The organism is uncultured Vibrio sp., assembly GCF_947488985.1.
Lineage (GTDB): Bacteria > Pseudomonadota > Gammaproteobacteria > Enterobacterales > Vibrionaceae > Vibrio.
On the sequence record NZ_CANLBV010000002.1, the window covers coordinates 1 to 19,684 of the forward strand.

22 protein-coding genes and 1 pseudogene are annotated in these 19,684 nt (G+C 45.3%); 8 read left to right on the forward strand and 15 right to left on the reverse strand.

All coding sequences use genetic code 11. The features are described 5' to 3' along the window. Positions 1–188 precede the first annotated feature (188 nt). Together Q1A70_RS00545 and Q1A70_RS00550 are read right to left on the reverse strand one after the other, a co-directional pair. A pseudogene (locus Q1A70_RS00545) lies at positions 189–797 on the reverse strand (Arm DNA-binding domain-containing protein); the annotation flags it as partial. 201 nt (positions 798–998) lie between these two features. After that, positions 999–1,865: a YicC/YloC family endoribonuclease gene (locus Q1A70_RS00550; protein ID WP_299685830.1), complete on the reverse strand. Its 867-nt coding sequence runs from the start codon at positions 1,863–1,865 to the stop codon at positions 999–1,001. A gap of 281 nt (positions 1,866–2,146) precedes the next feature. On the opposite strand from Q1A70_RS00550, the gene rph reads away from it, so the two are divergent. Together rph and pyrE are read left to right on the forward strand one after the other, a co-directional pair. After that, entirely contained in the window at positions 2,147–2,863 is a 717-nt protein-coding gene (rph, locus tag Q1A70_RS00555; protein ID WP_019826449.1) for a ribonuclease PH, read from the forward strand. Positions 2,864–3,019: 156 nt separating this feature from the next. Continuing rightward, on the forward strand, positions 3,020–3,661 hold the full coding sequence (gene pyrE, locus Q1A70_RS00560) for an orotate phosphoribosyltransferase (RefSeq protein ID WP_026084102.1): 642 nt from the start codon (positions 3,020–3,022) through the stop codon (positions 3,659–3,661). Between the two features lie 95 nt (positions 3,662–3,756). On the opposite strand, the gene lpxL is transcribed toward pyrE, so the two are convergent. From lpxL to coaBC, 3 genes are all read right to left on the reverse strand, one after another. Further along, the gene (gene lpxL, locus Q1A70_RS00565; RefSeq protein WP_299686078.1) at positions 3,757–4,740 is read right to left on the reverse strand and encodes an LpxL/LpxP family Kdo(2)-lipid IV(A) lauroyl/palmitoleoyl acyltransferase; all 984 of its coding nucleotides are present in this window, start codon (positions 4,738–4,740) and stop codon (positions 3,757–3,759) included. Between the two features lie 17 nt (positions 4,741–4,757). After that, entirely contained in the window at positions 4,758–5,348 is a 591-nt protein-coding gene (gene slmA / locus Q1A70_RS00570; RefSeq protein WP_299685843.1) for a nucleoid occlusion factor SlmA, read from the reverse strand. A 138-nt stretch (positions 5,349–5,486) separates the two neighbouring features. Then, a complete protein-coding gene (coaBC, locus tag Q1A70_RS00575) occupies positions 5,487–6,746 on the reverse strand; it encodes a bifunctional phosphopantothenoylcysteine decarboxylase/phosphopantothenate--cysteine ligase CoaBC (protein ID WP_299685846.1) in 1,260 nt (419 codons plus the stop codon). Positions 6,747–6,970: 224 nt separating this feature from the next. Between coaBC and radC the strand changes: the two genes are divergently transcribed. From radC to mutM, 5 genes are all read left to right on the forward strand, one after another. Continuing rightward, positions 6,971–7,645 carry a DNA repair protein RadC gene (radC, locus tag Q1A70_RS00580; RefSeq protein ID WP_299685849.1) on the forward strand — a complete coding sequence of 225 codons (675 nt, stop codon included), beginning with the start codon at positions 6,971–6,973 and terminating at the stop codon, positions 7,643–7,645. A 291-nt stretch (positions 7,646–7,936) separates the two neighbouring features. Continuing rightward, a complete protein-coding gene (gene rpmB, locus Q1A70_RS00585; protein ID WP_004728407.1) occupies positions 7,937–8,173 on the forward strand; it encodes a 50S ribosomal protein L28 in 237 nt (78 codons plus the stop codon). 13 nt (positions 8,174–8,186) lie between these two features. Then, positions 8,187–8,354 carry a 50S ribosomal protein L33 gene (gene rpmG, locus Q1A70_RS00590; RefSeq protein ID WP_002535344.1) on the forward strand — a complete coding sequence of 56 codons (168 nt, stop codon included), beginning with the start codon at positions 8,187–8,189 and terminating at the stop codon, positions 8,352–8,354. Between the two features lie 183 nt (positions 8,355–8,537). After that, positions 8,538–9,152 carry a hypothetical protein gene (locus Q1A70_RS00595; protein ID WP_299685854.1) on the forward strand — a complete coding sequence of 205 codons (615 nt, stop codon included), beginning with the start codon at positions 8,538–8,540 and terminating at the stop codon, positions 9,150–9,152. Between the two features lie 3 nt (positions 9,153–9,155). Next, complete coding sequence (gene mutM / locus Q1A70_RS00600) at positions 9,156–9,965, forward strand: bifunctional DNA-formamidopyrimidine glycosylase/DNA-(apurinic or apyrimidinic site) lyase (RefSeq protein ID WP_299685857.1); 810 nt, start codon at positions 9,156–9,158, stop codon at positions 9,963–9,965. 93 nt (positions 9,966–10,058) lie between these two features. Here mutM and Q1A70_RS00605 read toward each other — a convergent pair whose 3' ends face one another. From Q1A70_RS00605 to Q1A70_RS00625, 5 genes are read right to left on the reverse strand one after another with little or no spacing between them, the layout of a single operon-like run. Further along, entirely contained in the window at positions 10,059–11,015 is a 957-nt protein-coding gene (locus Q1A70_RS00605; protein WP_299685860.1) for a glycosyl transferase family 90, read from the reverse strand. Next, positions 11,002–11,493 carry a pantetheine-phosphate adenylyltransferase gene (gene coaD, locus Q1A70_RS00610; protein WP_299685863.1) on the reverse strand — a complete coding sequence of 164 codons (492 nt, stop codon included), beginning with the start codon at positions 11,491–11,493 and terminating at the stop codon, positions 11,002–11,004. The genes Q1A70_RS00605 and coaD overlap by 14 nt, the downstream gene beginning before the upstream one ends. Beyond that, complete coding sequence (locus Q1A70_RS00615; protein ID WP_299685866.1) at positions 11,486–12,283, reverse strand: glycosyltransferase family 2 protein; 798 nt, start codon at positions 12,281–12,283, stop codon at positions 11,486–11,488. The genes coaD and Q1A70_RS00615 overlap by 8 nt, the downstream gene beginning before the upstream one ends. After that, positions 12,280–13,047, reverse strand: coding sequence for a glycosyltransferase family 2 protein (locus Q1A70_RS00620; RefSeq protein ID WP_299685869.1), 768 nt, complete (start codon positions 13,045–13,047; stop codon positions 12,280–12,282). Before Q1A70_RS00620 ends, Q1A70_RS00615 begins: the two co-directional genes overlap by 4 nt. Before the next feature lie 53 nt (positions 13,048–13,100). Next, positions 13,101–14,156 (reverse strand): glycosyltransferase family 9 protein, encoded by a 1,056-nt coding sequence (locus tag Q1A70_RS00625; RefSeq protein WP_299686081.1) that lies wholly within the window; start codon positions 14,154–14,156, stop codon positions 13,101–13,103. A gap of 97 nt (positions 14,157–14,253) precedes the next feature. On the opposite strand from Q1A70_RS00625, the gene Q1A70_RS00630 reads away from it, so the two are divergent. Beyond that, a complete protein-coding gene (locus tag Q1A70_RS00630) occupies positions 14,254–14,946 on the forward strand; it encodes a 3-deoxy-D-manno-octulosonic acid kinase (RefSeq protein WP_299685872.1) in 693 nt (230 codons plus the stop codon). On the opposite strand, the gene Q1A70_RS00635 is transcribed toward Q1A70_RS00630, so the two are convergent. From Q1A70_RS00635 to Q1A70_RS00655, 5 genes are read right to left on the reverse strand one after another with little or no spacing between them, the layout of a single operon-like run. After that, positions 14,943–15,338, reverse strand: coding sequence for an adenylyltransferase/cytidyltransferase family protein (locus Q1A70_RS00635; RefSeq protein ID WP_299685875.1), 396 nt, complete (start codon positions 15,336–15,338; stop codon positions 14,943–14,945). The two genes, Q1A70_RS00630 and Q1A70_RS00635, sit on opposite strands and share 4 nt — an antisense overlap. Then, positions 15,331–16,131, reverse strand: a complete 801-nt coding sequence (locus Q1A70_RS00640) for a LicD family protein (RefSeq protein ID WP_299685878.1) — start codon at positions 16,129–16,131, stop codon at positions 15,331–15,333. The genes Q1A70_RS00635 and Q1A70_RS00640 overlap by 8 nt, the downstream gene beginning before the upstream one ends. Then, complete coding sequence (gene waaA, locus Q1A70_RS00645) at positions 16,131–17,396, reverse strand: lipid IV(A) 3-deoxy-D-manno-octulosonic acid transferase (RefSeq protein WP_299685881.1); 1,266 nt, start codon at positions 17,394–17,396, stop codon at positions 16,131–16,133. Before waaA ends, Q1A70_RS00640 begins: the two co-directional genes overlap by 1 nt. Then, positions 17,390–18,445 (reverse strand): lipopolysaccharide heptosyltransferase II, encoded by a 1,056-nt coding sequence (gene waaF / locus Q1A70_RS00650; protein ID WP_299685884.1) that lies wholly within the window; start codon positions 18,443–18,445, stop codon positions 17,390–17,392. The genes waaA and waaF overlap by 7 nt, the downstream gene beginning before the upstream one ends. Further along, on the reverse strand, positions 18,442–19,677 hold the full coding sequence (locus tag Q1A70_RS00655; RefSeq protein WP_299696375.1) for an O-antigen ligase: 1,236 nt from the start codon (positions 19,675–19,677) through the stop codon (positions 18,442–18,444). Before Q1A70_RS00655 ends, waaF begins: the two co-directional genes overlap by 4 nt. Positions 19,678–19,684 lie beyond the last annotated feature (7 nt).

Genomic DNA, 19,684 nt, shown 5'->3' on the forward strand with positions numbered 1-19,684 from the left:
TTGGATGAAGATTGTGCTCTAAACAAAACTGAGCGGCAGACTGCTCACTATTGTAATACTTCTGCACAAGGCGTAGCCATTCTTGTTGAGATCTATGCTGAGACATTTTCGAGTACCTTTAACGATCAAAGTTAAAGGTTACGACGTTTATTGAAAGGATTGAATGAGTCGATTTAAAGACGCTTACAGCGATCTTTACTTTTCTCTATGCCGCCAGCGTCTCTCACGGTAAATGCAGAGGCTGGGTTACCTTGCAGAAGGTCCAACTTCATTCCGTGGTTAAAAAGCTGCTTACAGTGTCCTAGTGCGTCATTGGCGATGGTCGGGCGGCCGGAATCATTAATCGCTGTGATTGCAGTGCGAATATCACGGGCAGTAATTCTATCGAGAGGGATGTCACCGATGTGTGGGGCGATATCTTTGGTGTAAACACGTTTGGGGATATTAGGGTGTTTAAGACGTTTAACTAAGGTTGGGTACCAATCTTCAAATAAGTCATTAACGGTTTTAATGCTTTCTTGTTCGGCACGCTTGCGTTGTAAGAGGGGATCAAAGCCTTCACGGACTTGCTTCATTTTAGTTGCGGCTTCGAGGCGGGCATTTGATAAGGAGAGATCTTTAACCTTACCAAGCGTCATTTCACGGCGCTTTTTATTGGAGGTAAAACGTAACATCCAACTTGCGGTGCCGGACGCTGGAACCACTAGGTATAAGCCCTCACCATCAGCATGGCGTTGTGTTTTCTCACCACCAGCCTTAATGAGCGCTTCTACTTTCTTAACTGACAACTTAGCCATAACCCACCTCTAATAGTGCATGATCTTGGTGGATATTGTTTTACCCACCACTTACCTTTGTGGTAAGTCTATCATACCCACCGCATTAACCACCAGTTAGTGGTGGTTAATGGCGTATTAAATAATACGGTAATGGAAAGTTTTACAGTTTAAGTTGTTGTATTTTAATTGTTTGAATGCGGGTTAATACAGTTATAACCATTATTCAATATTCTGGATCTGCTCACGCATCTGTTCGATCAGCACCTTAAGCTCTACGCCTGATGCGGTGATGTCGGTGCTGATAGACTTAGACGCTAGCGTGTTTGACTCACGGTTGAATTCTTGCATCATGAAGTCTAGTTTACGGCCACAAGCGCCACCTTTCTTCAGTACTGCATTGGCTTCTTTCACATGAGAGTCTAGGCGGTCTAGCTCTTCTGCGACGTCTGATTTTTGTGCTAGCAGGATAAGCTCTTGCTCAACACGAGAACCTTCCAGTTCAATTTTCGCATCTTCAAATTTGTTCAGTAGACGCTCACGTTGCCACTCTAGGATCTCAGGCATGCGTGCACGCACTTTCACGACTTCGTCAGTAATCGCATTTAAACGCTGTACGATGAGCGCCTTCATGTTTTCGCCTTCACTTGCACGCGCCTCAATGAACTCTGCGATGGCATCGTTGAACGCTTCCAGTAGGTCTTTGTTGATGGCATCCATGTCTTGCTCCGGTGTTTCCATCACGCCAGGCCAGTTCATCACTTGGAATGGGTTCAAACGGCTCTTTTCGCCAGTCATCGTCATCACTTGGTTAGCCGCGTTGATCACTTGCTGAGCCAAACCTTCGTTGATGCTCAGTTCGCCTTTTGCAGCAGGGTTTGCTTCAAAACGTAGGTTACATTCCACCTTACCGCGCGCTAGACGCTTACGAAAACGCTCACGCAGGATTGGCTCTAAACCACGGAACTGCTCTGGCATACGGAAGTACGTTTCTAGGTAACGTTGGTTTACACTGCGGATTTCCCATACAGCTGTGCCCCAATCGCCTTTAACTTCTTTGCGCGCGTACGCGGTCATACTATAAATCATCGAATTTTCCTGTCTTTTATCATTCTGAAAATAACGCGCACGCATAGTATCACGTTACGGAGTGCACCCGAAGCCCATCGCTTTTTACGACAATCGCCTTTGACGATAGTTTGTCCTTTCAAAGAAGGCGCTTTGAATGGTCAACAGATTTGAATGGCAAATAGATTTGCACGATAAACTGCTATATAATCTTGCCCCAATCAAAACTGTCTCACCCCTTTCTTAGGTGATGCACTCTTTCGATAGTTAATCACTTCAGACTGTTAATAAGGTAGATACCAATGCGTCCAAATGACCGCGCTGTAGATCAAATTCGTCCAATTAAAATCACTCGTAACTACACAGCTTATGCTGAAGGTTCGGTATTAGTTGAGTTCGGCAACACTAAAGTTCTATGTAATGCGACGGTAGAAGAAAACGTACCGCGTTGGTTAAAAGGCCAAGGAAAGGGTTGGGTAACTGCTGAATATGGCATGTTGCCACGTGCAACGCACACGCGTAACCGTCGTGAAGCAGCGAGCGGTAAGCAGGGTGGTCGTACGATGGAAATCCAACGTCTGATCGCGCGAAGCCTACGTGCTGTCGTTGACCTAAAAGTCATGGGTGAAATCATGATCACGGTTGATTGTGATGTTATTCAAGCAGATGGCGGTACTCGTACGGCTTCTATCTCAGGTGCAAGCGTTGCCATGGCGGATGCGATCAACAGCTTACTCGCGAGCGGTAAACTGAAAAAGAACCCAATGAAAGGCCACGTCGCGGCAGTATCAGTGGGCATCGTTGGTGCACAAGCACTGTGTGATCTTGAGTACGTTGAAGACTCAGCAGCCGATACCGATATGAACGTTGTAATGACGGAAGACGGTAAGATGATCGAGATCCAAGGCACCGCAGAAGGCGAACCGTTCAGCCACGAAGAGCTGATGCAGCTTCTAGCCCTTGCAAATAAGGGTATTGCCGATATTGTTGAAGCGCAGAAGTCAGCGTTAGCAGAATAGTTTTTAATAGCTCCCATTTGGGGGCTATTTTTTTATTTTCGTCATAGATAACTCTACACCTGTGTTAGAGCTATCTATTTAGAAAATACATCATCGTTAGCTTTCGAAGTGATCGAAAGTTAGGAATTGGAAAGTAAATTAATTTAGAGGATGAGCATGAAAGCATATCAACGTGAATTTATTGAATTTGCACTAGAGAAAGAAGTACTTAAATTTGGTGAGTTTACTTTAAAGTCTGGCCGTAAGAGCCCTTACTTCTTCAATGCTGGATTGTTTAATACAGGTCGTGACCTAGCGCGTTTAGGTCGCTTCTACGCAGCGGCATTGGCTGATTCAGGTATTGAATTCGATGTACTATTTGGCCCTGCATACAAAGGTATCCCAATCGCGACGACAACAGCTGTAGCACTGGCCGATCACCACGATGTGGACACGCCTTACTGCTTTAACCGTAAAGAAGCGAAAGACCACGGTGAAGGTGGCAACCTAGTTGGTAGCGCTCTTGAAGGCCGTATCATGCTAGTGGACGACGTGATCACTGCGGGTACCGCTATTCGTGAGTCGATGGAAATCATCCAAGCAAACGGCGCAGACTTAGCGGGCGTTCTGGTTGCGATTGACCGTCAAGAGAAAGGCAAAGGCGAGCTGTCTGCGATTCAAGAAGTAGAGCGTGACTTCGGTTGTGCGATTATCTCTATCGTGAGCCTGACTGATCTGGTGACTTTCCTAGAAGAGAAAGGTACAGACGCAGCACATCTAGACGCAGTAAAAGCGTACCGCGCTCAATACGGAATCTAATACTACTCGTAATTAGACTATAGAATGCACAAGGGGCTGATGATTCATCAGCCCCTTTTCTTTTGGTTCAGAAGTCTTTACTTGTAGTGGCGACTCTATTTATAACGAATGCCGCGCTCCACTTCTGGGTCTTCCATAGTCTTAAAGCGTTTGTGTAGCCACATCCACTGTTCTGGTGCTCTTAAAATGATTTTCTCAACGTAGCGGTTCATGTAGGCAGCAGCGGCTTTCTCATCTTTCTGCGGATAGTTTTCTTCGATTGACTCATCGGCCATGATCTCATATTTACCATCGGCATTTCTAAAGCCAGAGCCCGGAACAATGGCACATCGACTGGTGTAAGCCAGCAGACTGGTTCCGGTGGTTGTACACGCATCTGGTACGGCAAAGAAAGGCACAAATACCGATTTGTTACGACCGTAATCATGATCCGGCAAATAGAAAAGGGCTTCTCCCTGACGCAATATGCGGATCATACGCTTCACATCTTTACGGTGAATCAGGCGATTGCCATTTTGAGTTCGGCCACGGTATTGAATGAACTCATACGCTTGGTTGTTGTGTGGGCGATAAACACCTAAGCCCGAAACGCCAAGCACGGCCATTGCTCGCGCGGTGATCTCTAAGTTTAGCGCATGCACACAGCACAGCAGAATGCCTTTGCCGTTGGCTTTGTGAGTGCGTAGAGCTTGGATATCTTTATCGATTAGGATGCGCTTGAAGCGCCATGTTGGCCAAAACCAGGTAATGCCAGTTTCAATCAGCGCCATCCCGGTATTCTTAAAGTTCTCACTGACCATGGCAGCCACTTCATCAGCAGGCATGTCTGGGAAGGCGAGTTCCAAGTTACGGCTGGCAACAGCCACGCGCTTTTTGCCAAAGCGAGCGCCTAACGAGCCTAATGAGCGCCCGAGCAATAATAAGATTCGGTAAGGCAAAACGTTAACGATAAGCGCCAGCAACCCAAAGCCGAACCACACCCCCCAATACTTGGGATGGAGTAACGCCAGAGTAAAAGGCGGTTTAGTAATAACGTGTTGCGTTGTGCTGCTTGCTGAAGATGTTGTCGTCATAACCATCACTTAAGATTTGATTGCTACTTAATCTGAGCGCTGAGCAGTGCCCAATAAGCATCAAAATTTTCTGTCGGTTGATATTTGAAGTCCGAACGAACGAATCGATTCAGGCTGCCTTCAACCTGGCCGAGCAGCTGTGCGGCTAAGATCCTTTCATCAACCGGGAATGATTTGCCTTCACGCAGTTTTCTTTCACGCAGGATCTGGCGAAGTTGCGTCTCTATGCGTTCGAAAAGCTGATTGATGCGTTCACGCAGGCGCTCATTCTCAAACATTAGGGCATGACCTGACAAAATACGAGTTAATCCAGGGTTGCGCTCAGAAAAGACCAAAATAAGCTGCATGACTAAGCGTATGCGCTCTAGCGTGTCTTTCTCTTCGTCGAGAATGCGGTTGATTCGAGACATCAAGGCGTCCTCAATAAACTCGATTAAGCCTTCAAACATACGCGCTTTACTTGGGAAGTGGCGGTATAACGCGGCTTCAGATACCCCGACTTGCTTAGCCAACTTTACCGTTGTGATACGAGAAGCCCCTTCGGTCGATTCCAACATTTGTGCGAGCGCCTGCAGGATTTCTTCACGACGGTTTGATTTTCGGGTACCAGCCATCTATTTACTTCCTTTCCTAAATATGAGGATTGAGTGAAGAAGGATTATAAACACCATTCAATTCTGTTCCTAGTTCTGTAAGCCCTAGGTCAACAGAATCGAGAGGTGTCAGCAGATTGTCAGAGCAAATTTGCGTGTTTATGCATCAATAAGCTGTTGGATCTGATCGAGGATCTGAAAACCGAGCGCGCCTTTGCTATCCAGTGGTAGTGATTTATCGCCGCCTTTCCAATAAAGGTGCAGCTCATTGCTACTGCTATTGAAGCCTTGGCCTTCGACAGACACATCATTAGCGCAGATCATGTCGAGATTTTTTCTTTCCAATTTGCCGCGCGCGTACTTCTCAACATCTTGAGTTTCGGCAGCAAAGCCGACGGTGAATGGACGACCTTCGGTCATTGAGGCAACAGAAGCGACAATGTCTGGGTTCTTAACCATTTTAATGGTCATGTCATCTTTACCATCCACTTTTTTAAGCTTCTGGTCTGCAATGGTCTCAGGGCGGTAATCGGCAACCGCAGCGCAGCTGATGAAAATGTCGTGTTGAGCCGCGTTTGCGGTCACCGCATCAAACATCTGTTGTGCACTGTCGACATCAATGCGAGTCACCTTGTTTGGCGTAGGGAGTGATACTGGGCCACTGACTAATGTCACACTCGCGCCTTGTTTAGCCGCCGCTTCCGCCAACGCATAGCCCATTTTGCCGGAACTGTGGTTAGTAATGTAACGCACAGGATCGATGGCTTCACGAGTTGGGCCTGCGGTGATTAACATAGAGCGGGCAGCAAGCGGCTTAGGCTGGAAGAAGTCTTCACAACGGTGTACCAGCTGCATCGGCTCTAACATGCGGCCCATACCGACATCACCACACGCTTGCTCACCAGCTGCAGGGCCCCAAATTTCACAGCCACGACGTTTTAGTGTCGCGATATTCTCTTGAGTCGCCGGGTGGCTATACATTTGTTGGTTCATGGCCGGAGATACCGCAACTGGCGCATCGGTTGCCAACACTAAGGTGGTCAGGAGATCGTTACCCATACCCGCAGTCATACGAGCGATAAGGTCAGCGGTTGCAGGCGCTAATAATACTAAGTCTGCCCACTTGGCTAGCTCAATGTGACCCATTGAAGCCTCAGCCGCAGGATCAAGCAAACTATCAGACACCGGCCTGCCAGAGACGGCTTGCATGGTGAGCGGAGTGATGAACTCCTTGGCAGCATTCGTCATCACGACTTGTACCTGCGCGCCTCGCTCAATTAAGCGTCGAGTCAGCTCGGCACATTTGTACGCCGCGATACCGCCGCTAATGCCAAGAAGAATTTTTTTCCCTGCTAAGGTTTTTTTTCCAACTAAGCCTTGTTGGTCAGCGCTGCTCTGTTGATTAACCTGTGTTTGCATGATTCTGTTCCTTAATTTTTCTGCGACTTACGATATCAGAACAAAGGATGAGTGCCTAGAAGCAGAGTGAGACCATATTTGACGCTCATCAAGTTGGCGTTATCAAACTTATCAATTACATGTTTTTGTTAGCGACTCGCTGCCTTTTGCCTTTATCAAAGGATCTCTCTTAATAAGCTCATTAAGCTGATACGTTGTGTTTTTGACTAACGAATTAGCGTTATATGCCTATAAGTAAAATACCGGCTGAATCTATGCCGAGAGAAAAGTTACTTAATAGAGGCCCGGATTCTTTGACGGATGCAGAGTTGCTCGCGATATTCCTTCGAACGGGCACACAAGGAATGAATGTTCTAGAGCTATCTGACAAGTTGCTCAAAGAGTTTGGCTCGCTGCGTCATCTTTTTTCTGCGACCGAGGCTGAGTTCTGTGTACATAAAGGCATGGGGCAGGCGAAGTATGTGCAACTGCAGGCCGTATTAGAGATGACGCAGCGCTACCTTGCGGAGACTCTGTCGCGTGGGGATGCGCTAACCAGCCCAAGCCATACCAAGCTCTATCTATCGAGTATGTTGCGTGATCGCCAGCGAGAAGCCTTCTATATACTGTTCCTCGATAACCAAAATCGGGTCATCAAAGATGAAGTGATGTTTGAAGGCACTCTTGATGCCGCATCGGTTTATCCGAGAGAAGTCGTTAAACGGGCACTTCATCATAATGCGGCGGCATTAATCTTAGCGCATAACCACCCTTCAGGTGTCGCAGAGCCGAGCCAAGCGGATAGGCGGATCACCCGCCGATTAAGCGATGCATTAGCGCTGGTGGATATCCGAGTTCTCGACCATTTTGTGGTTGGAGATGGCGAAGTTGTCTCTTTTGCGGAGCGCGGATGGATTTGAATCACATTTTAGGTTGTTAGTTGCGTTAAATCTGCTATCATTCCGCCCACATTTTTAGACCTAAAATCAGCTCTGATTACTCAAGCAAGCTGCGCTGCACAAAAAAAGATCACGAAATCCGTAAAAAGGATCTGTTCGGGTCTTGAGCAATGCGTGTCAAGTTAGTATAATGCGCGACCTTTGATAGCCTTGTATGGATTTTCCATAACGGTTTTTACCTTCTATTTTTTACTGATAGAGAGGTTCGGCCACAAGGTTGATATCGAGCTGAAACGATTGGAGAAGACATTCATGTCCCGAGTATGCCAAGTAACTGGTAAGCGTCCAGTAACGGGTAACAACCGTTCACACGCACGCAATGCTACTAAGCGCCGTTTTCTGCCGAACCTACAAACTCATCGTTTCTGGGTAGAGAGCGAAAAACGTTTTGTTAAACTACGTCTAACTGCTAAAGGCATGCGTATTATTGATAAGAAAGGCATCGATGCTGTTCTTGTTGATATCCGTGCACGCGGCGAAAACGTTTAAGAGGAATTAAGCAATGGCTAAAGGCATTCGTGAGAAAATTCGTCTAGTATCTTCTGCAGGTACTGGTCACTTCTACACAACTGACAAGAACAAGCGTAACATGCCTGGCAAATTTGAGATCAAAAAGTTTGATCCTGTAGTTCGCCAACACGTTATGTACAAAGAAGCGAAAATCAAGTAATTGATGCTTTTTTGGCTGTTCTTCAGTAGAAGACAGAATTGAAAAACCCAGCTTAATCGCTGGGTTTTTTTATATCTAAAATTTGAGTAACTCTATTGTTTAGGTAGAAAAATGAGCAGCATAGAAAGTATGGCCACTTTCACGATATACTGATTACTCAATAGGTTAGATGAGTAGGATCGGATGAGATATCGTGGACGCCGCTGGAACAACATCTTGATGTTAAGCGTGATCGCTTTTATTGGCGTGTTAAACCTTCCAACATTGATCAAAGCGTACCTTATCGAACCTGAGCCTCAGGTTGATAGCCCTTATCCCTACCTCCTGAATCCAGCAGCCGAGCTTCAAGCGTTGCACTTTGCTAGCGGGTCTATCATTCAACAAGACAATCAATGGGTTTACCAGTTTAAAGGTGCCGACTCCTCTCAAGTCGCCAGTACACCAGTCTCTAATACACCAGTGCCCAGTACACAAGTCGTTAATACACAAGTGACCAGTACACAAGGAACCAGCGTACAAGATACCAGTGCAAAAAAGCTATCACAGCGTTGGAAAGAGCTTGTGGGCACGGAAGTCGACGCTCAGACCTATACAGATCTGACACCTAGACTCAATACTCCGCACACGATTGAGGTGTGGTACCAAGACCAAGAAGAACCCCAGCGTATTACCTATTACCGACTGCCTGAGTTTTGGTTACTTAAAAACTGGAATGATCAGTGGCTGGCAGTGTCTATTGAAGAGAGCTATCTATTTCCAAGCTTTAACGCTAACCACTCATCTAAATCGGACGACTAGATTATGCCTGAATTACCTGAAGTTGAAGTCAGTCGCATGGGGATCTCGCCTCATTTAGTCGGCGAGACCATTCAAACCCTTACTTTTCGCACGCCTAAGCTGCGTTGGGCTATCCCACAAGAGCTTAAAGCATTAGAAGGGCAAGTGATTCGCTCTATTGCACGCCGCGCCAAGTACCTATTGATTGAAACCGATACTGGCACTGCCATTGTGCACCTTGGAATGTCGGGCTCACTGCGCGTGTTAGATGCTGACTTCCCAGCAGCTAAGCACGATCATGTGGATCTAAAACTCACCAATGGTAAGGTATTACGTTATAACGACCCACGTCGCTTTGGAGCATGGCTGTGGTCAGCACCTGATACAACGCATCCAGTACTACTGGGATCGGGCCCAGAGCCGCTGACCGATGATTTCAGCGCTGAATATATCGCAGGCAAAGCCGCAAAACGTAAAGTCGCCGTTAAGCAGTTCATCATGGACAACAAGGTGGTGGTCGGGGTTGGGAACATCTATGCCAATGAAGCGCTATTTGCTTCCCGTATTCATCCGCAGCGTCCGGCTAACAAGGTCACCCAAACAGAGTGGAACTTGTTGACCGAAGAAATCAAACAAGTACTTGCCACTGCCATCAAGCAAGGCGGTACCACGCTCAAAGACTTCGCGCAAGCCGATGGCAAGCCAGGATACTTCGCTCAAGAACTGCAAGTGTACGGTAAGGCTGGTGAAAAATGCCCTCATTGTGACACCCTGATTCAAGAGCTCAAAATAGGGCAGCGAAACACGTTTTTTTGCGAAGAGTGTCAAGTATAAAAATTGAGCATATGTTCCAATTTTTACGATATTAGGTCGGTGGGCTGGTAGCTACAATCGGATCAATTATTTTGGAGCAGGCAAAGGACAAAGTTACATTTGCCCAGATTTCTCAAAGTACTTTTTTGCGACCAAAAGTGAGATTAGCCTCTCTCGCTTAGGGTCTTTAAATTGCTCTACCCACTGGTTGGCGTTATTGATGATCGCTTGTGCTTGATCAGGATGTTCTAGGTAGTAGTCCATTTTCTGGATAAGGTCAGAGAAATCATCCTTAACCTCAACGAAATGGATACCAGCTTTGAGTTTCCCTTCCATAAACCATGTTTCGTATTTGAGTTTGGGAGTAAAACACAACGAGTTGGAAGACATGATCCATTTCAAGTTGGTTGCTACATCCTTCCCTTCTAAGCTAAGAATAAATTTATATTGTAACTGCTCTTCAATGCTCATTTTCGGCAGAATATAGTGCAGTTGATCTCTATCTTGGCTATCAATTCGGCCGATATTGCAGCGGGGATGATCAAATAGCGTTTCGAGCAGAGTTCGACGGTTGGGGCGAAATCCAGTGCCTCGCCACACGATATGGTCTTTTTTTTCGGCGTATGGAATGTTGTCATCGACAAAAAGGTAGTGTCGAACAGCATTTAATTTGAGTAATACGGAGTTTTGATTATCGCCTTCGATTGGACGGCTTTTTAAAAAGCTGGGGGTACAAGGTACATCAACGACATCCCCGTTGATGTAATTGAATGTTAGAGAAGGTGAAAACCCTTTAATCACTTTGAGTAAATCAAAATAATAAGCAGATCCGCCAGTCTTCTTAAAACCTCTGACGCTTGAAAAGTGCGAACGGACATCAGGAGTAAATGCTTGCATCAGCTTATTGTAGTAACTGACTCGCTCTTGGATGTAGTTCCACTCATCTTGATTGGGAGCTTTTTTGCTGTGTTTCTGGGAGCATTTTAACTTTGATTTCGTGACTTCCCTTAGAATGAACGAGGGCGTTAAACGCCATAATAAACTGGATAGGTAATAGTTAAGCTTTTTCATGGCCAAGCTTCTCTGCTATCGCACGGGATACAGTCAATGGGACAAAATTAGTGATATCTCCACCATGAATCGCAACTTCCCTAACTATGGTGGAAGACAAAAAAGCATACTCTTCTGAAGGCGTTAAAAATAAGCTTTCTAGCTCAGGCATTAACTTACGATACATGTTCGTAAGTCCGAATTCATACTCGAAGTCAACGGTGGTTCTTAACCCGCGAATTAAAATACTGGCTTGCTGCGCTTTTGCAAAATCGACTAATAACCCACTAAAACCACTGACGGTAACATTGCTCAATTCAGAGACGGCTTTTTGAGTGAGTGCGACTCTCTCTTCTAGCGTAAACATGGTTTTTTTTGACGGGCTTTCAGCAACCCCGATAACGATATGATCGAATAGGCTTGCAGCGCGTTTGATTAAATCAAGGTGCCCATTGGTAATGGGATCGAAAGTGCCAGGGTAGATAACTTTTTTAGTCACGGTTTTTACCTGTAAATTGATTAATGCCATTGTCGCAGCGAGTCAGCTTTTTGTTTATGGTCTTTTCAAGAATCGCGTCATTCTCAGGTAAAGAGCCTCGAGAGTTCTCATTGTGGTAAAGGTGATAACCGACACCGGAAAACTTCAGGTACAGACGAGAGTATCCTGAGTTTAGCATTCGATGAACAAACTCACTGTCTTCTCTGCCCCAGCCGACAAAGTCTTGGTTGAAACCGTTCACAGCAACGACATCTTGCTTCCAAAAGGCCATGTTACAGCCACGAGTGGCCTTGTCATTATTACGCTCATAGGAGAACCATTTAGACAGTAGCGAGTTGGTAATGCAGTTCTTACGATTACGAATGCCCTTGCTAAAAACAGACGGGATCAATCCATTCTCCATGATCTCTCGGCTGCATGCTGCGTCAGTCAATACTCGCCCACCTTGAACAAACCAATTGGGTTTGGCCACACGTTTGTGGGACTCTATAAATGTTTGAGATAGCACCATGTCGCCATCAATCATGATCAGGTAATCCCCTGACGCCTTAGCAATGGCTCGATTTCGGCTCATGGATAATTGAAAGCCGTTGTCTTCATGCCAACTGTGCTTTAGGGGGACCGGAAAGTCTTTGCGCAGTTGGTCAATCATCGCTTTAGTGTCTTCTCGAGACCCATCATCTGCCACAATAACTTCATCAGGCAAAACCGTCTGGCGCTTTACACTTTGTAACACGGAGTTTAAGGCGTCTTTCCAGTTATAAGTGGTAATAATCAAAGTCGTTTTCATTGTTTTTTTGCCTGCTCACGTAAGTATAAATCGACGTATTTAACGAATGTAGAATGCATGCTCAGCCACGCCAGAATGAAGCCATGCTTACCGTCTAGAAAGCCCCGTTTAAGGACGTACATCTTCAGAAAACTAGCGAGTGCATGGAGAATTGCTGTGCTTAACCCAGACTTCTTTTTCCCTTCGCGTTCATCGGTCCAAGCCTTCAGGTAACCCGTGGTTTTGTTGATGTAATGATGCATATGTTCGTAAGTGTAATGGTGCAAGCGTCCCTCAAGTTTCTTGATCTTGAAACCTTTATCTTCCACTTTCTCATGAACTAAAGCGTCGTTGTAATGGGTATCATTTGTTCGATAAAGGCGAACGATCCAATCAGGAGACCACCCTGAGTGGTAGATAAACTTTCCAAATGCCGCACTTAAACGGTTTATTTTGTATAGTGTGTTTGGTTCATCACGCTCAACGGCTTTTAGAATGTTGGTTTTAAGCTCTGGCGTCACTTGCTCATCGGCATCGAGCCAAAGCACATAATCGGATTCAACGTATTGCTGAGCAAGCTGACGTTGCTTACCAAACCCCGGCCACTCCAAGTTGCTATAGAACTTGTCGGTAAACTGCCTTGCGATCTCTTCAGTGCGGTCGGTACTGCCTGAATCAAGAAGGACAATCTCATCGACCCAACCTTTGACGGTTTCTAGACAAGTCTGAAGGTGCTTCTCTTCATTTTTTACGATTAAAGCAACGGCTAAAGTGGGTTTAGACAAGGTAGTTTCCTTTTTAAGCAAGGTTCTAAAATAAAGATGACTAAAAGTAAAGCTTACTGGTACTGCGGGTATAAATCTTCTACAACTTGGTCAAACATGTTGATGACACTGTCGCTTGAAATCCGGTCCATCGCTTTTTCACCTTTTGCTCGTGTTCGCCAGCTCAGTTGTTGGCTCGTTTTACCCGTTTCGGCAAGAATGACGTCCTCATACACAGAAACCGCATACTTCAAATAGTGGTAGGGACCAACGCGGACAGGATTATGGTGAGCGTATAAGCCGATGGTTGGCGTTTGCATTGCGCTTGCCATGTGAGCGGGTCCTGTATCCGGGGCGATGACCATGTCAACCTGATCGATTAGCGCCAGCATTTGCATGATCGAGCTACTGCCAACCAAGTTCAAGCAAGGATCCGTGAGTAACGCCTGGATACGCTCAGCTAGATCAACTTCCACCTTGGCAGGACTCCCTGCTAGGATGACATGCCAACCTTGGTGTCGAGCGTGTTCTATAACCTCGACATAACCTTCGGCATTCCAATTTTTGTAGGCTTTGCTAGCACCTGGCACCAATAGTAGATTGGGTTTGTTAGGGTTAATGTGTGGTTTCGCCCAAGCGTGATCGCTATCTGAATAAGATAAAGACCAGGTTAATTCAGATTGAGGTACGCCAATTCGATGAGCGAACGCCATTAAACCATCGGCGACATGAAGAGAGCTTGGTGAAGGAACCTTGATATTGGTGAACACCGTCTGAAAATCTTGACTACGATCAGCAGAGAAGCCGAGTTTATATTTTGCTTTAATGCCTAATGTGGCCACGCTCGCTCGAATCGCATATTGCATGTGGAGCAGGGCATCAAATTCTCGGCCTTTAAGCTGTTTCCACAAGGCTTTATAGCCTTCAACGCCACCTTTCTTATCAAAAACAATCACCTCAATATCATCAATGGCTTCGAGCAGTTGAGCTTCGAGTTTACCTGTGATCCAAGTTATGCGAGTTTCTGGCCACTGCCGTTGTATGGCTTGCACTGTAGCTATGGTATTGCACACATCACCAATCGCGGAAAGTCTTAAAATACAAAGTGACGTAGGGGCTGATTCGAACAAGGGCATGCGATGAACTCTATCAAAGTGATTAATAAGAATTATGCAGTTGGGCTCGAGGAATGTAAAATAAAACTAAGCAATTAGGTAGGTGGATAGGATGCAAACGCTTAACTTCGACAATCAAGTCATTTGGTTTGAAGAGTCGTTAATATCACAACAGCAGGCAAAATGTGCCTTTGACGCTGAATATTGGCAGCAGAAAAATAGAATCATAGGCAGTGCGACGGGGCGCGGCACCACTTGGTTTATTGAACTTGAGTCGATGCAGGCGGCATTGCGTCATTACCGTCGTGGTGGCCTGTTTGGTCAGTTGATTAAAGACAGCTACATCTACACCGGGGATAAAAAAACTCGAAGCTATCAAGAGTTTGAGTTGCTGAAGCTGTTGAAGCGTTCAGGCGTGAATGTTCCTAGGCCCATTGCTGCGCGGGTTATGAAAAGTGGTCTGAGCTACAAAGCGGATTTGCTGAGTGAAAAAATACCGAATGCAAGAGACTTAGTCGCGATTCTGATGGAGCGTCCGCTCTCTAAGGCTATGTATCAAAAGATTGGTTCTGAGATTCATAAAATGCATGCGGCACAAGTTAACCATACCGATCTCAATATCCACAATATTCTTGTTGATGATAACGACAATATCTGGATCATTGATTTTGACAAGTGCTTCCAGCAGCAAGGTGACAACTGGAAGCAAGGCAATTGGCAAAGGCTAAAGCGTTCCTTTGAGAAGGAGCGAACGAAGCGCAATATACATTGGGAAGAATCCCATTGGCACTGGCTAGAAAGCTAAATTTGCTTAGTGATCTCTATGATCTCAGTTGTTGAAATTGAAGGCGTTCTAGGAAAATAGACGACTTCGCATATATCATTGAACTCGTCAAACTTACCTTTCCAGTCATCTCCCATCGCTAATATGTCGGCTTTGAAAAACTCAATATATTCACGTTTTTTTTCTAGTGAATGCTCGACGAAAATTTCGTCTACAAATTTTAGCGATTGAATGATTTTCACTCTGCTTTCTTGGTCATAGATTGGATTACGACTTTTTTTAGAAAAGTTTAATGCGTCGCTTGATACACCGACAATTAATGTATCTCCTAAACTGGCGCATCGTTCCAGTATATTGACATGGCCAACATGAAAAACATCAAATGTTCCAAATGTGATAATTCGTTTAGACATGGTTAACTTCACCCTTTAGATTAAAACGTACTTCAACGGGATTGTGACAAATTCTATCTTCTTCTTTGGGAAGTTGCATATAATCGCCGTATTTGTCTTGGAGATATTTTTCAATGTTGTTAGGGCACGCGATCGTTATATCTTCAAAAGGAAGCTGCTTAAGAGGGTAGAGGTCATCCAAATCTATGGCGTCTTTGAATGGGGCATTGCCCAACAGGCCCGTGTTTTTACCATTGTGTAGCTTATGCGCTTTATCAAGCTCCTCAAATTGAGAGCTTGATGATTTCAGCCCATAGATAAGCTTGTAAAACATTAGCTTGACCAGTTTAGAAGCGCTCTTCTTTTCTGCTGTTAGTAAGCAGCGGCGAAACTTACGAGCCAGTGTATCGATGGTCGATTTTTGCGATACGAGGTCTACAGTGACCTCATCCCATGGAAAAATATCAATGAAGATACCGTGGTTAATATTAAAATCACTCATACGGTCTTCGACAAAAAGTGTATTAGTGTCCCTCACTTTACTGATGTATAGCGAGTACTCTTGCTCAGTATTATGATTTTGAATAAAAAGAGTGTCGGGAAGTTTATCTTGCATCGTCAGGAACTTTTCGTAGTCTTCCCGCGGCATACCAATATCGATATCATCATCCCATGGTATAAAACCTTGGTGTCTAACGGCTCCTAATGCAGTACCACCAATGGCAAAATAGGTCAGCCCTTCTTTGTCAAAAAGAGTAATGAGCTGTTTCATGATCTTAACTTGATGCAATTGGACTTGGCGTGTGATATCCATTATTTACCTATGGTATGTTTAAGGGTGCAAGCCACAGCACCACAATTACTCTTTATAAAATTAAGGGCGGTCTCTTTGGTTGTATTAGAATCTAATCGCCAATAATTGAGTATCGTATCAACTATTTCGTTGTCATTATTAATGATGGAGGTGATTTTTTCATCGACTAGGGTGTGAGTGATTTCCTGGAAATTAAAATAGCTTGGCCCAATCAATGAAGGGATTCCAACCGCTGTCGGCTCAAGTAAGTTATGCCCCCCAACTTTATCTCCGATTAAACTCCCCCCCATGAAACAGATATCTGAAGCACTAAGCAACAGGAGCATATCCCCCATTGTATCGCCTAAATACACGTTTGTTTCCGGCGTTATTTTGTTCTCAGGTTTAGAGCGTCGTATAACATGAAAGTTTTCATTTTGTGCGAGTTGATAAACGGCTTCAAACCTCTCTGGATGGCGAGGGACTAGGATCAGGAGCGCATTTTCTTGCGACTCTAGAATCGTTTTATGGGCGGAGAGAATGATTTCATCCTCACCGCTATGAGTACTCGCAGCGATCCAAACCGGTTTATTGTGGCCAATTATCGCTCGCAGGTGTGCGCCTTTCTCTTTGATATCGTCATCAATATGAATATCAAACTTCATCGAGCCGGTAATCGCTAGCTTTTCTGGGGGGACCCCTAAACGCTGAAAGCGATCACTATCTTGCTTGGTTTGGCACAAGATAGTGTCAATATTTGCACTGATTTCGGTAAATAATGGTTTTATTTTCGAGTAATTTAGGTATGACTTTTCCGATAATCGAGCATTGACAACGGTGATTGGGATGTTGAATTTATTAACGCAATGGAGTGTGTTCGGCCAAAGTTCTGTTTCTATGATCAGCATTTGTCTTGGCTGTATGACCTTGAGAAAGGCTTTAACGGCAAAAGTAAAATCAATAGGCATGTAGCGGTGCTCAACGAGATCGCCGAGTTTAGCTATTTGTTCTGCTCCGGTGCTGGTTGTGGTTGTCACCAAAATAGCCTGATTGGGATCGTGTTCTTTTAAGGCTTTGATTAATGGGATAGCAGCAATGCTTTCCCCCACAGAGACAGCATGAATCCAGATCGGGCTTAGACCGGATTTTAATGGAGGTGTGACGCCAAAATGCTCTTTCCAGCGCGGGCCGAACTTGGGTTTGTTTGGTTTGCTTTTGTATAACCCAAGTAGCAAAAGTGGCGCGGCAAGCGTCAATAATAGGGTATAGACAAAGCGAATTAGCATGAACTCACCGTGATCGCCTCAAGCTTTTGAATTTGCTCAAGTACGCTCTTGGCAGATAACTCGGTTAAGCATTTTAAGTGCTTAAATTCGCACTCTCTTTTGAAGCAAGGTCGGCAATCAATATCGGTATGTACGATAGCGACTTTCTCCGCTAAAGGAGGTGTGTATTTTGGAGATGTGGATCCATATACCGCCACCACATTACAGCCAACAGCGGCTGCCACATGCATTAAACCTGAGTCATTGGCGACGACGGTTTGGCAAGCTCCAAGCAAATCAACCGCTTCAATCAAGCTTGTTTGACCGGCTAATACGTGAATGTTGTGGCGCAGCTCTTCGGGTACTAGCTTCTTAATGTTATTACAAGTGTCGAGATCTTTTTGCGAACCAAATAGCCAAACTTGCTTGTTCAGCTTGCTCATTGCTGTCGCCACTTCAGCATAGTGAGCCTCAGGCCATTTTTTTGCAGGACCAAATTCTGCGCCCGGGCAAAGGCCAATGGTGTCATCGCTGAGCGTCAGTTCGAATTTTTGAGCCGTTGCGAGTTGTTCTTGGTGGTTGATCGTGAGTGCTGGTCTTGGCAAGTTTTCTAGCCCACCCAGTGAGCGAGAATCAAGCATGCTGTCTTTTGGGTGCGCTAAAGCCACATAGCGCTCGACCATATATTGGAATGACTTTTTATTGGTACGAATATCGTTGAGTAATCCGTAACGCATCTCTCCCTTCCAACTCGTTCGTTTCGGAATATTGGCAAACCAAGGAATGAGTGCAGACTTTGCCGAGTTAGGGCAGATGAAGGCTTGATCATACTGCGTCTCTCGCAATGTTTTACCAATAGCACGGCGACCAAGTAAATTAAATTCACCATGGCCGATAGGCATATCAATGGCTTGGTTTATCTCAGGCATGCGTTGCAAGATAGGCTTACACCAGTTGGGCGCGATCACATCGATGATCGCCTCTGGATATTGCTGCTTTAACGTTGTGTACAGTGATTGAGACATCACCATATCGCCGACCCATGATGGCCCAATGATGAGAATTTTCATGATGGCTTAGCCTCTGAATTGTCGGTTGTTGAATAAGCGGCAGCGAAGAATATGGCTGTGCCTATCGAGTAAAAAATAATACCGGAATGGTGCGCTAGGTAGTGCTGAGTTAAGCTAAAACCAATTACCGAGGTGATATGGACTATGCCAGCTACCGCAATAAAGTATTGGTCGTCTCTCGCCGTTGAGGATTGGACTTTCTTCCACAGTAGGTAAAGTGGTACCCCAAAGAAGCTAAGCATGATTGCGAGTCCAACGAGGCCTTTTGTTTGAAGCTCTTCAAAAAACTGGTTATGAGCACGTTTGAAATTTAAAACACTTTTGTCCACTAACCCTTTCTCTATTTGCTCTTGTTGAGCTTCTTTTACGCCATTAAAGCCTTGACCTAATATCGGTTTGTCTATTGCGGAATATACGGCAGACTTCCACATTTCTAAACGATAGCCGGAAGAGGTTCTTGAATCGTTGTTTTGGTAATCCTGAATGTCTGAAACCATAGCGCTGATTCTAGGCTCAATCGTTGGATAAGATAAGGCAATGACGGCCATCGCTGAAACGATAGCGATGGTTTTAGATCGCAAAGAGAAATAACTTCTGTATGTGTATAGCAGACCAGCCAGGATGAAAGGAAGTAAGACCCAGCCCCCGCGCGCGCCCGAAAGCAAAGTCGCTGCTAGTCCCAATGTGATACTTACGGTAGCGGTGATAATCAATACGCGGTCTTGTACATGCTTCGCATAAATGAGTGCGACGGTGGACAATAGAGCAAGTGATGAGGCGATGCCTCCCGCTTGAATCACCATATAGCCATTCCCGAAAAATGCTCGGCCGCCAATGGTCATATAATGATGGATTGCGAGGACTCCAGCGATGCTTGCCCCAATACAAACAGCGTAAAAAATGGCCTTAATAGAAGGCGGTGTCATGCTCACAAAGCGCATGATTATCGCGGCGAAAATGACACGAGTGGGCATATCTAGCTGCCCTAAATCACCACCATGAACGACGAGCGAGAGCCCCGTAACCAAGAAATAACCCAGTAGCGCGCAGGTCGCAGCCTTTATTTGTGGGCTAGCTTTATGACGTAGGGTCCATGGTAACGAAAACAAGGCCACCAATAGCAGTGGGACAGCAGCAAACTTATAACTCGAGCCTGTAATAAGTAAGCATGAAAAAAACACCCCAGTAACAAGGGAACTGATGATATAGCGATTATGGGGGGATATGGTCATCTTAAAT

Excerpts from the sequence above, each read along its gene's own strand:
- Q1A70_RS00550 (WP_299685830.1), bottom strand. The coding sequence starts at position 1,865 with ATGATTTATAGTATGACCGCGTACGCGCGCAAAGAAGTTAAAGGCGAT.
- rph (WP_019826449.1), top strand. The coding sequence starts at position 2,147 with ATGCGTCCAAATGACCGCGCTGTAGATCAAATTCGTCCAATTAAAATC.
- pyrE (WP_026084102.1), top strand. The coding sequence starts at position 3,020 with ATGAAAGCATATCAACGTGAATTTATTGAATTTGCACTAGAGAAAGAA.
- lpxL (WP_299686078.1), bottom strand. The coding sequence starts at position 4,740 with ATGGTTATGACGACAACATCTTCAGCAAGCAGCACAACGCAACACGTT.
- slmA (WP_299685843.1), bottom strand. The coding sequence starts at position 5,348 with ATGGCTGGTACCCGAAAATCAAACCGTCGTGAAGAAATCCTGCAGGCG.
- coaBC (WP_299685846.1), bottom strand. The coding sequence starts at position 6,746 with ATGCAAACACAGGTTAATCAACAGAGCAGCGCTGACCAACAAGGCTTA.
- radC (WP_299685849.1), top strand. The coding sequence starts at position 6,971 with ATGCCTATAAGTAAAATACCGGCTGAATCTATGCCGAGAGAAAAGTTA.
- rpmB (WP_004728407.1), top strand. The coding sequence starts at position 7,937 with ATGTCCCGAGTATGCCAAGTAACTGGTAAGCGTCCAGTAACGGGTAAC.
- rpmG (WP_002535344.1), top strand. The coding sequence starts at position 8,187 with ATGGCTAAAGGCATTCGTGAGAAAATTCGTCTAGTATCTTCTGCAGGT.
- Q1A70_RS00595 (WP_299685854.1), top strand. The coding sequence starts at position 8,538 with ATGAGATATCGTGGACGCCGCTGGAACAACATCTTGATGTTAAGCGTG.
- mutM (WP_299685857.1), top strand. The coding sequence starts at position 9,156 with ATGCCTGAATTACCTGAAGTTGAAGTCAGTCGCATGGGGATCTCGCCT.
- Q1A70_RS00605 (WP_299685860.1), bottom strand. The coding sequence starts at position 11,015 with ATGAAAAAGCTTAACTATTACCTATCCAGTTTATTATGGCGTTTAACG.
- Q1A70_RS00615 (WP_299685866.1), bottom strand. The coding sequence starts at position 12,283 with ATGAAAACGACTTTGATTATTACCACTTATAACTGGAAAGACGCCTTA.
- Q1A70_RS00630 (WP_299685872.1), top strand. The coding sequence starts at position 14,254 with ATGCAAACGCTTAACTTCGACAATCAAGTCATTTGGTTTGAAGAGTCG.
- Q1A70_RS00635 (WP_299685875.1), bottom strand. The coding sequence starts at position 15,338 with ATGTCTAAACGAATTATCACATTTGGAACATTTGATGTTTTTCATGTT.
- Q1A70_RS00640 (WP_299685878.1), bottom strand. The coding sequence starts at position 16,131 with ATGGATATCACACGCCAAGTCCAATTGCATCAAGTTAAGATCATGAAA.
- waaA (WP_299685881.1), bottom strand. The coding sequence starts at position 17,396 with ATGCTAATTCGCTTTGTCTATACCCTATTATTGACGCTTGCCGCGCCA.
- waaF (WP_299685884.1), bottom strand. The coding sequence starts at position 18,445 with ATGAAAATTCTCATCATTGGGCCATCATGGGTCGGCGATATGGTGATG.
- Q1A70_RS00655 (WP_299696375.1), bottom strand. The coding sequence starts at position 19,677 with ATGACCATATCCCCCCATAATCGCTATATCATCAGTTCCCTTGTTACT.